This window comes from Frankia sp. CoWAU3 (assembly GCF_977971855.1).
The window spans coordinates 67,165-76,661 of the sequence record NZ_CDWWXB010000001.1; the positions used below are offsets into that span (position 1 = coordinate 67,165).

General features: G+C 70.5%; 7 protein-coding genes and 1 pseudogene. All 8 read right to left on the reverse strand.

Annotation, left to right across the window (positions count from 1 at the left end; all coding sequences use genetic code 11):
• Positions 1-283 (reverse strand): annotated as a pseudogene (locus AC08ON_RS00375) (NADH-quinone oxidoreductase subunit M); the annotation flags it as partial.
• Position 284: 1 nt separating this feature from the next.
• On the reverse strand, positions 285-2,270 hold the full coding sequence (gene nuoL / locus AC08ON_RS00380) for an NADH-quinone oxidoreductase subunit L (protein ID WP_476606900.1): 1,986 nt from the start codon (positions 2,268-2,270) through the stop codon (positions 285-287).
• Positions 2,271-2,460: 190 nt separating this feature from the next.
• Positions 2,461-2,760, reverse strand: coding sequence for an NADH-quinone oxidoreductase subunit NuoK (gene nuoK / locus AC08ON_RS00385; RefSeq protein ID WP_011435008.1), 300 nt, complete (start codon positions 2,758-2,760; stop codon positions 2,461-2,463).
• Positions 2,757-3,560, reverse strand: coding sequence for an NADH-quinone oxidoreductase subunit J (locus tag AC08ON_RS00390; RefSeq protein ID WP_476606899.1), 804 nt, complete (start codon positions 3,558-3,560; stop codon positions 2,757-2,759). Before AC08ON_RS00390 ends, nuoK begins: the two co-directional genes overlap by 4 nt.
• Positions 3,557-4,210, reverse strand: a complete 654-nt coding sequence (gene nuoI / locus AC08ON_RS00395) for an NADH-quinone oxidoreductase subunit NuoI (RefSeq protein WP_476606898.1) — start codon at positions 4,208-4,210, stop codon at positions 3,557-3,559. Before nuoI ends, AC08ON_RS00390 begins: the two co-directional genes overlap by 4 nt.
• A gap of 3 nt (positions 4,211-4,213) precedes the next feature.
• Complete coding sequence (gene nuoH, locus AC08ON_RS00400) at positions 4,214-5,563, reverse strand: NADH-quinone oxidoreductase subunit NuoH (protein WP_011435005.1); 1,350 nt, start codon at positions 5,561-5,563, stop codon at positions 4,214-4,216.
• Positions 5,560-8,067 carry an NADH-quinone oxidoreductase subunit G gene (locus AC08ON_RS00405; protein WP_476606896.1) on the reverse strand — a complete coding sequence of 836 codons (2,508 nt, stop codon included), beginning with the start codon at positions 8,065-8,067 and terminating at the stop codon, positions 5,560-5,562. The genes nuoH and AC08ON_RS00405 overlap by 4 nt, the downstream gene beginning before the upstream one ends.
• A gap of 5 nt (positions 8,068-8,072) precedes the next feature.
• Positions 8,073-9,404 carry an NADH-quinone oxidoreductase subunit NuoF gene (gene nuoF, locus AC08ON_RS00410; protein ID WP_476606895.1) on the reverse strand — a complete coding sequence of 444 codons (1,332 nt, stop codon included), beginning with the start codon at positions 9,402-9,404 and terminating at the stop codon, positions 8,073-8,075.
• Positions 9,405-9,497: the final 93 nt, after the last annotated feature.

Genomic DNA, 9,497 nt, shown 5'->3' on the forward strand with positions numbered 1-9,497 from the left:
GCAGCGCGGCAAGCAGGATCAGCACCAGCGAGATGCCGTCGGCCCCCACCGAGTAGGAGATGCCGAAGGTTTTGATCCAGTCGTAGGACTGGGCGAACTGGAAGCCGGCCTTGTCCGGGTTGTAGGCCGCGGTCGCAAGGACCGCGAGCACCAGGACCGCCAGCGAGAGCCCGAGGGTGAGCTGCTTGGCGAGGGTCGACAGCCGGCGGGGCAGAGCGGCGACAACCACCGCACCCGCGGCCGGGACGATCAGCATGATCGTCAACCAGGGGACTGTGTGCATGTCAGCCCGCCCTCACCAGCAGCAGCGCGCCGACCACGAGGACGGCACCTCCCAACATCGACAGAGCGTAGGACCGGACGAAGCCGGTCTGGAGGCGGCGCATCCGCCCCGACAGGCCGCCGATGGCGGCGGCGCTGCCCCGCACGAGCCCGTCGACGCCGACGAGGTCCAGCCAGACCAGGAAACGGGTCAGGTACTGGCCGGGCCGCATCGCGACGGTCTCGTTGAAGGTGTTCGCGAACAGGTCGTGACGGGCGGCGACGGTGGCCAGGGTGACCTCGGAGTCCGGCGGGGCCGTCGCCTCGACCGGGCGCAGCTGGTAGCGCACATAGGCCCCGGCAAAGCCGCCGGCGGTGACCACCAGCGTGAGCAGGGTGAGGACGAGCGGCGAGAAGGTGTGGACACCCTCGACCCCCGCCCCGGCGACCGGTTCGAGCCAGTCCTGCAGCGAATGGCCGAGGACGAACAGGCCACCGGCGAGGAGCGAGCCGACGGCCAGCAGGATCATCGGACCGGTCATCGACCCCGGGGACTCGTGCGGATGCCGAGCGTGCTCGCCCTCCGTCGTCCAGCGCGGCCTGCCGTGGAAGGTCATCAGAAACAGGCGGGACATGTAGAAGGCGGTGATGCCCGCGCCCAGCAGCGCGATCGAGCCGAGCAGGTATCCCGACGTCCCGCCCTTGTCGAAGGCGGTCTCGATGATCCGGTCCTTGGTGAAGAAGCCGGAGAACCCGGGGAACCCGATGATCGCCAGGTAGCCGACACCAAAGGTCACCCAGGTGATCTTCATATGCCGCCAGAGCCCGCCGTAGTGACGCAGGTCCTGGTCGTCATTCATCGCGTGGATCACCGAGCCGGATCCGAGGAACAGACCGGCCTTGAAGAAGCCGTGGGCGAGCAGGTGCATGATGCCGATCGCGTAGCCGGCCGGTCCCAGCCCCACCGCGAGGAACATGTACCCGATCTGGCTGACTGTCGAGTAGGCCAGCACCTTCTTGATGTCATCGTAGGCACAACCGATGACGCAGCCGATCAGGATCGTGACCGCCCCGACGATCACCACGACGGTACGGGCGGCCTGCGTCTCGTTGAAGATCGGCCCGGCCCGCACGATGAGATAGACCCCGGCGGTGACCATGGTCGCCGCGTGGATGAGCGCGGAGATCGGGGTCGGGCCCTCCATGGCGTCCGGCAGCCAGGCCTGCAACGGGAACTGGCCGGACTTGCCGCACGCAGCGAGCAGGAGCAGCAGCGCGATCGCGGTGATCGTGCCGTAACCGATGACGCCCGCGGCGGCCGAGCCGAACACGTCGGCGTAGCTCGTCGACCCGACGGTGGCGAACATGAACATGATCGCGAGCGCCAGCCCGACGTCCCCGACCCGGTTCATGTAGAAGGCCTTGTTCGCCGCGGTGGCGGCGGCCGGCTTGTACTCCCAGAACTTGATGAGCAGGAAGGACGACAGCCCGACCAGCTCCCAGCCGGCGTAGAGCGACAGGAAGTTGTCGCCCAGAACGAGCAGCAGCATCGACGCCAGGAAGAGATTCATGTAGGCGAAGAACTTCCGCCGGGCCGGGTCATGCGCCATGTAGCCGATCGAGTAGATATGGATCAGCGTCCCGACCCCGGTGATCAGCAGCACGAAGACGACCGAGAGCTGGTCGACCAGCAGACCGACGTCCACCCGGAAACCGTTGACCGGAATCCAGGAGTACAGCTGCTGGGACAGCGCCCGATCGTCACCGGGGCGGTCGAGCAGGCCGGCGAACAGCACCAGACCGATCACGAAGCTGGCGGCGGAGGTCAGTGTGCCGAGCAGATGCCCGAACCCGTCGGTCCGCCGGCCGCCGAGCAACAGCACCGCGGCTCCGGCCAACGGAAGCGCGATGAGCAGCCAGGTCAGCGAGAAGACCCCCGACGCGGCCGCATAATGGATCTTGCTGCCGCCATGTTCGGCGGCAGCGAGCAGAAGCGGGTCAGCGTTCATCGCGACTCCGCCGCGGATGCCATTGGCGATAATGCGTCACTGCAGTGTCGTCCGTTCTTCCGTGGCCGACGGCCGGTCGCAGCCGCGTTCCGGCGGCGGGGGCGGACCGGGGAGTCCACCCGACCCGGTCCGCGGTGGGAGTGCTGGTCAAGATCTGGTGCTCGCGCTCGTACTCGTGCTTGGCTGGGATCTAGTACTTCAGCAGGTTCACGTCATCCACCGACGCCGAGCGACGGGTTCGGAAGATGCTGAGGATGATGGCCAGGCCGATGACGACCTCGGCCGCGGCGACGACCATGACGAAGAAGGCCATGATCTGCCCGTCGAGGGTCCCGTGAATGCGGGAGAACGTGACCAAGGTCAGGTTCACGGCGTTGAGCATGAGCTCCACCGACATGAACACGACGATCGCGTTGCGCCGGACGAGGACCCCGACCGTGCCGATGGTGAACAGTAGCGCGGAGAGGATCAGATAGTTCGCGGGGTTCATCGACCGTCCCCCTTACCGGCGCCGACGGGCGCCGAGCCGTCCGCGTCCCGGGAGATGCCGCCGCCCGGCTCGTCGGGCGTCCCGGGGACGCCCCCGATGCCCGAGGCGCGCCCGCCGCCCGGCAACAGCCCTGGCGTGTCGGCGGAGTCATGCCGGGCGAAGACGCCCGGCCCGGGCAACGGGGTGACCTGACGGCCCTCGGTGAAGCGCCGCCGCATCCACTCCCGCTGGCTGATCCGGCCGCCTTCACGTTCCCGGTGGCCGAGGACCATCGTGCCGATCGCGGCGACGACGAGCAGCGCCGAGATCGCCTCGAAGACGAAGACGTAGTCGGTGAACAGCAGACGACCGATCGCCTGGACGTTGCCGCCGGTGTTCGCCTCGGACAGGCCCTTGGCGCTCCCGCCGTCGATCGCCGAACCGATCGGGAAGGCCAGCAGGCCCGCGAAGCCGAGGCCGAAGACGATCGCGCCGAGGCGCTGACCACGGATGGTCTCCACCAGCGAGTCGGACGAGTCGACCCCGACGAGCATCAGCACGAACAGGAACAACACCATGATCGCGCCCGCGTAGACGATGATCTGCACAAACCCGAGGAACGGTGCCTCCTGGATCAGGTAGAACACCGCGACGCAGAACAGGTTGGCCACCAGCAGCAACGCCGAGTGCACGGCGCTGCGGACCATCACCATGCCGAGTGCGGCCAGCACCGCGACCGGGGAGAGAATCCAGAAGGTCGCGGCCTCACCGGTGGAGGTGCTGGTGATGTCCCCCGCCGCGGCGAGGATCTCGTGGTTCATCGTGGTCGCTCCGAACCGGCGCCGTGGGCGGGAACCTCATCCGCCCGGGAGTGCTCGCCCGCCGTCCGCCGGGCGATGACGTCAGCTGCCTCCAGCTCCCCGGCCTGCCCCGAGGCCTGCTCTTGCCCCGAGACCTGCCAGGGCAGCGGGGCTTCGGGGTGGCGAGTGTAGTAGTCGGTCTCGCTGGAGCCGAGCCGCATCGGATGCGGCGGCGCCTCCATACCCTCGCGCAGCGGAGCGAGCAGCTGTTCCTTGGTGAAGATCAGATCCTGTCGGCTGTCGTCGGCGAGCTCGTAGTCGTTGGACATCGTCAGCGCCCGGGTGGGGCAGGCCTCGATGCACAGCCCGCACAGGATGCACCGCAAGTAGTTGATCTGGTAGACGCGGCCGTACCGCTCGCCCGGGGAGTACCGCTCGGCCTCGGTGTTGTCCGCGCCCTCGACATAGATCGCATCGGCCGGGCACGCCCAGGCGCACAGCTCGCACCCGACACACTTCTCCAGGCCGTCGGGATGCCGGTTGAGCTGGTGACGGCCGTGGAAACGCGGAGCGGTCTCCTTTTTCTCCTCCGGGTACTGCTCGGTCGTCGGCTTCTTGAACATCGTCCCGAAGGTGACGCCGAACCCCTTGTACGGGTCGAGGATCCCCATGACTCAACGCTCCTGACGCGGACCGGGGTCCGCGGGGATGACAGTGGACGACCCGTTGGCCGAGGCACCGGCGGACACCGCCGGACGACCCCGTCCGGCGGCCTGCGGTGGGGGGGGCCACGGGATGCGGTCGAGGCTCGGCGCCTCGGCCAGCTTGCGCTGCTCGGCCTCCTCCAGCTCCCGTTGGTGCCTCGCGCCGCCGGGATCGATGAGCGCGACGATCAGCAGGATGCCGACGACCACGCCGAACCCGACGAGCCAGGGCGTGCGGTCGTCCACGTGCTTCTGGTAGACGCGGAAGGTCGCGACGGCCAGCACCCAGACCAGACCGACCGGGATGAGCACCTTCCAGCCGAAGCTCATGAACTGGTCGTACCGCAGCCGCGGCAGCGTCCCGCGCAGCCAGATGAAGAAGAACAGGAACGCCAGCAGCTTGAGGACGAACCAGATCAGCGGAACCCAGCCGGAGTTCAGACCGGACAGGCCGGGGATGGGCGGAGGCTGCCAGCCCCCGAGGAACAAGGTCGTCGCGATCGCCGAGACGGTGACCATGTTGATGTACTCGGCCAGGAAGAAGAACGCGAACTTGATGGAGCTGTACTCGGTGTGGAACCCGCCGACCAGTTCGCCCTCGGCCTCGGGAAGGTCGAAGGGGGTCCGGTTCGTCTCGCCGACCATCGAGATGCAGTACAGGACGAACGACGGCACCAGCACGATGTACCAGCGACCCGACTGGCCCGCCACGATGCCGGAGGTCGACAGCGTGCCGGCGTAGATGAACACCGCGACGAACGCGAGCCCCATCGCGACCTCGTAGGAGATGATCTGCGCGGCCGAACGCAGCGAGCCGAGCAGCGGGTAGGTGGACCCGCTCGACCAGCCCGACAGGATGAGCCCGTAGACGCCGAGGGAGGCGGCCGCCAGCAGATAGAGCACGCTCACCGGCAGGTCCGCCAGTTGCAGCGTGGTCCGCTCCCCGAAGATCGAGACCTCCGGGCCGAAGGGGATCACCGCGAAGGCGAGGAACGCCGGCACCGCGGAGACGATCGGCGCCAGGATGAAGATCGGCTTGTCGGCGAGTACCGGGATGAGGTCTTCCTTGAGCATCAGCTTGGCGCCGTCGGCGAGGCTCTGCAGCCAGCCCCTCGGGCCGTGGCGGTTCGGGCCGACCCGCTGCTGCATCTTCGCGACGACCTTGCGCTCGAACACGATCGCGAACAGCGTCATCAGCAGCAGGAAGGCGAACACCGCCACGGCCTTGAGCAGGATCAGCCAGAACGGGTCGTCGGCGAACGCGTGCAGGTCCGGATCCGCGGCCGCGGCCCAGACGAGCGTGGACGGGGTGGCGCTCATGCGCGGCCTCCGGGAGTGTCGTCCCCGGCGGGGGTACCGTCCTCGGCAGGGGGATCGTCCTCGGCGGGGCCCACCCGGACGAGGACCCCGGCGTCCCCGGCGAGCGCCCGGCGCACGTGTGAGCCCGGCGAGTGGGTCGGCACCCAGACCACCCGGTCGGGCATCGCCGTGACCTCGACGGGCAGGGTGATCGAGCCGCGGGAGGCCGTGATGGTCACCCGCCCCCCGGCCACGGCGCCGATCTCGGCGGCGGTCGCGGCGGACAGGCGGGCCACCGCCGGGCGCGCGGTGCCCGCCAGGTAGGGCTCGTCGGCCTGCAGAGCGCCGTCGTCGACGAGCTGGTGCCAGGTCGCGAGCACCGCCTCACCCACCCCCGCGACGGGCGGCTCGGCGATCGGCTCCGACGGGGCGGGCACCCGGCTCACGCCGTCGCCGGCCCGACCCAGGGCGCGCAGCTCGCGGGCGGCCGCGCCGGCGTCGGGCAGGCCGAGGTCGAGGCCCATCTCGGCGGCAAGCAGGTGCAACACCCGGACGTCTGGCAGGGCCGGGGTGTCCAGGGCCCGCTGGAACGGTCGCAGCCGGCCCTCCCAGTCGACGAACGAGCCAGCCTTCTCCGCCACCGGGGCGATGGGCAGCACCACGTCCGCGACCTCGGCGATCGACGACCGGCGCAGCTCGATCGAGACGCAGAACGGCATCCGGGCGAGCGTCGCGAGCGCACTCGCCGGATTCGGCAGGTCCTCCGCGTCGACGCCGGCGACGATCATCCCGTCGAGCCGCCCGGCCGCGGCGGCAGCCAGCATGCCGTCGGTGTCGCGGCCGGGCGCGCCGGGCAGCGGACCCCCCCAGACCTCCTCGACCTCGGCGCGCCCGGCGGCATCCGTGACCGGGCGACCGCCGGGCAGCAGCGAGGGAAGCAGCCCGGCCGAGACCGCGCCGCGGTCACCGGCCCGCCGCGGAACCCAGGCGAGCGAGGCACCGGTCGCCTCGGCCCGCCGGACGGCCGCGGACAGGGCCCCGGGGAACTCCGCGGCCCGCTCGCCCACCAGGATCACCGCCCCCGGCGCCCGCAGGGCCTGCGTGGTCGGTGCTTCCGGCCCGCCCCGGTCGGGGGCGGCGAGCGCGTCGAGGACGGCCGCCTCCCCGCCCGGCCGCGTCGGCACGAGGGTGCCGGCGAGCTTGGTCAGCCCCCGGCTCGCCAGGGGGGCGAGCGCGTGCACGGCCGCGCCGTGCTTGTCCACGGCCTTACGCAGCCGCAGGAAGACGATGGGCGACTCCTCCTCCGGTTCGAAGGCCACCAGGAGCACGGCCGGGGCCGCCTCGAGATCGGCGTAGGTGACGCCGATGCCGGTACCGGCGACGGCATACCCAAGGAACTGCTCCTCCTCGGCGGAGTGCGGCCGAGCCCGGAAGTCCACGTCGTTGCTGGCCAGCGCCACCCGGGTGAACTTCGCGTAGGCGTAGGCGTCCTCGCGGGTCAGCCGCCCGCCGGTGAGCACCCCGACCCCGCGCCGGTCCCGGCACTCGGCCAGCCCCCGCGCGGCGTACTTGAGCGCCTCGCTCCAGGAGGCCGGGACGAGCTGCCCGGTGTCGTCGTCGCGGATCAGCGGGGTGGTGAGCCGATCGGCCACGCGCGCGTAGGTGAAGGCGAACCGGCCCTTGTCGCAGTTCCACTCCTCGTTCACCGCCGGGTCGTAGCCGGCGAGGCGACGGGTCACCCTGCCCCGGCGGTGGTCGGTGCGCAGGGAGCAGCCCGACGCGCAGTGCTCGCACGCCGTGGGCGTGGAGACCAGGTCGAAGGGCCGGGCCCGGAAGCGGTAGGCGGCGCTGGTCAACGCCCCCACCGGGCAGATCTGCACGGTATTGCCGGAGAAGTAGGAGGAGAACGGCTGCCCGTCGCTCACCGCGACCTGCTCGGCGGCGCCCCGCTCGAACAGCTCGATGAACGGGTCCCCGGCGATCTGGGCGGAGAACCGGGTGCAGCGGGCACACAGCACGCAGCGCTCCCGGTCCAGCAGGATCTCGGTGGAGATCGCCAGCGGCTTCGGGTACACCCGCTTGGTCTCCTTGAACCGGGAGACCGCGCCGCCGTTCGCCATCGACTGGTTCTGCAGCGGGCACTCGCCGCCCTTGTCGCAGATCGGACAGTCGAGCGGATGGTTGAGGAGCAGGAACTCAAGCGTGCCGGCCTGGGCCTTGCGGGCGACCGGCGAGGTCAGCTGGGTCTTCACGACCATGTCGGCGGCCACCGTCGTGGTGCAGGAGGCGACCGGCTTGCGCTGGCCCTCCACCTCGACGATGCACTGCCGGCAGGCTCCGACTGGGTCGAGGAGCGGATGGTCGCAGAACCGCGGGATCTCGATGCCGAGCAGCTCGGCCGCGCGGATGATGAGGGTGCCCTTGGGCACGCTCACCGACAGCCCGTCGATGGTGAGGGTGATGAGGTCGGGTGCGGCCGGCTGGGCCGGCTCGGAGGCGCGAGGCCTGGATGGGGCGACGGTCATGATGGTCAGTGCGCTCCCGCGTAGGCACCCGGGGCGGACGCGGGCGAGCCGTCGCCGGCCGTGGCGTCTCCCGGGGTGGGGTTCGGCTTCGTGGTCACCGCACTCACCGGGATGAACTCGTCCCGGAAGTACTTGATCCCCGAGACGATCGGGGAGGTGGCCCCGTCGGCCAGCGCGCAGAATGCCCGGCCGAAGATGTTGTCGCAGGCGTCGACGAGGGTGTCCACGTCCTCGGCGTCGCCTTGGCCCCGTTCCATCCGGGACAGGATCTGCACCATCCAGCTGGTGCCCTCGCGGCACGGAGTGCACTTGCCGCACGACTCGTGCGCGTAGAACTGGGTGAGCCGGCGGACGACCTTGAGCATGTCGACCGTGTCATCCATGATCATGAGTGCGGCCGTGCCAAGCAGCGACCCGGCCTCCTGCATGCCCTCGAAGTCGAGCGGCGCGTCGAGGTGCTCGGCGGTCAGCATCGGGGTGGACGACCCGCCCGGGGTCCACGCCTTGAGCCCGCGACCGCCCCGCACGCCGCCGGCCAGGTCGAGCAGCTCCCGCAGCGTGGTGCCCATCGGGGCCTCGTACTGGCCAGGCCGGGTCACGTGCCCGGACAGGCTGTAGATCTTCGGCCCGGGCGAGCGCTCCCGGCCCATTGACCGGAACCAGTCCACGCCGTAGTTCACGATGTACGGCACCGACGCGATCGTCTCGACGTTGTTGACCACCGTCGGGGAGGCGTACAGGCCGTGCGTCGCGGGGAACGGCGGGCGCAGCCGCGGCTGGCCGCGACGGCCCTCCAGGGAGTCGAGCAGGGCTGTCTCCTCGCCGCAGATGTAGGCGCCCGCGCCGGAGTGCACGACGAGGTCGAGGTCGAAGCCGCTGCCGAGGATGTCCCGGCCGAGGTAGCCGGCCCGATAAGCCTCGGCCACGGCGGCCTGCAGCCGACGGGCCGCGTGGATCAGTTCGCCGCGCAGATAGACGAACGCCCGGCTGGCCCGCACCGCGTAGGCCGCGATGATGATCCCCTCGATGAGCGAGTGCGGGTCCGCCATCATCAGCGGCGCGTCCTTGCAGGTGCCCGGCTCCCCCTCGTCGGCGTTGATGACGAGGTAGTGCGGCCTGCCGTCGCCCTGCGGGATGAAGCCCCACTTCATCCCGGTGGGGAAGCCGGCGCCGCCGCGCCCCCGCAGCCCGGAGTCCTTTACCAGCTTGATGAGGTCGTCCGGGGCCATCGCGAAGGCGGTGCGCAGCGCGGTGTAGCCGTCGAGGCGGGCGTAGGTCTCGATCGTCCACGACTCCGGCGTGTTCCAGCGCCGGGTGAGGACCGGGGTGACGGGCATTGTCAGCTCCCCTTCCGTTCCGAGGAGGCCGGGGTCGTCGGCGCTGGAACCACCGCGGGCGGCGGCCCGGCGGGCGGTGGGGCAGCAGGCGGT

Bases quoted from the DNA above. Each gene is read 5' to 3' on its own strand.
- nuoL (WP_476606900.1), bottom strand. From the start codon at position 2,270: ATGAACGCTGACCCGCTTCTGCTCGCTGCCGCCGAACATGGCGGCAGC.
- nuoK (WP_011435008.1), bottom strand. From the start codon at position 2,760: ATGAACCCCGCGAACTATCTGATCCTCTCCGCGCTACTGTTCACCATC.
- AC08ON_RS00390 (WP_476606899.1), bottom strand. From the start codon at position 3,560: ATGAACCACGAGATCCTCGCCGCGGCGGGGGACATCACCAGCACCTCC.
- nuoI (WP_476606898.1), bottom strand. From the start codon at position 4,210: ATGGGGATCCTCGACCCGTACAAGGGGTTCGGCGTCACCTTCGGGACG.
- nuoH (WP_011435005.1), bottom strand. From the start codon at position 5,563: ATGAGCGCCACCCCGTCCACGCTCGTCTGGGCCGCGGCCGCGGATCCG.
- AC08ON_RS00405 (WP_476606896.1), bottom strand. From the start codon at position 8,067: ATGACCGTCGCCCCATCCAGGCCTCGCGCCTCCGAGCCGGCCCAGCCG.
- nuoF (WP_476606895.1), bottom strand. From the start codon at position 9,404: ATGCCCGTCACCCCGGTCCTCACCCGGCGCTGGAACACGCCGGAGTCG.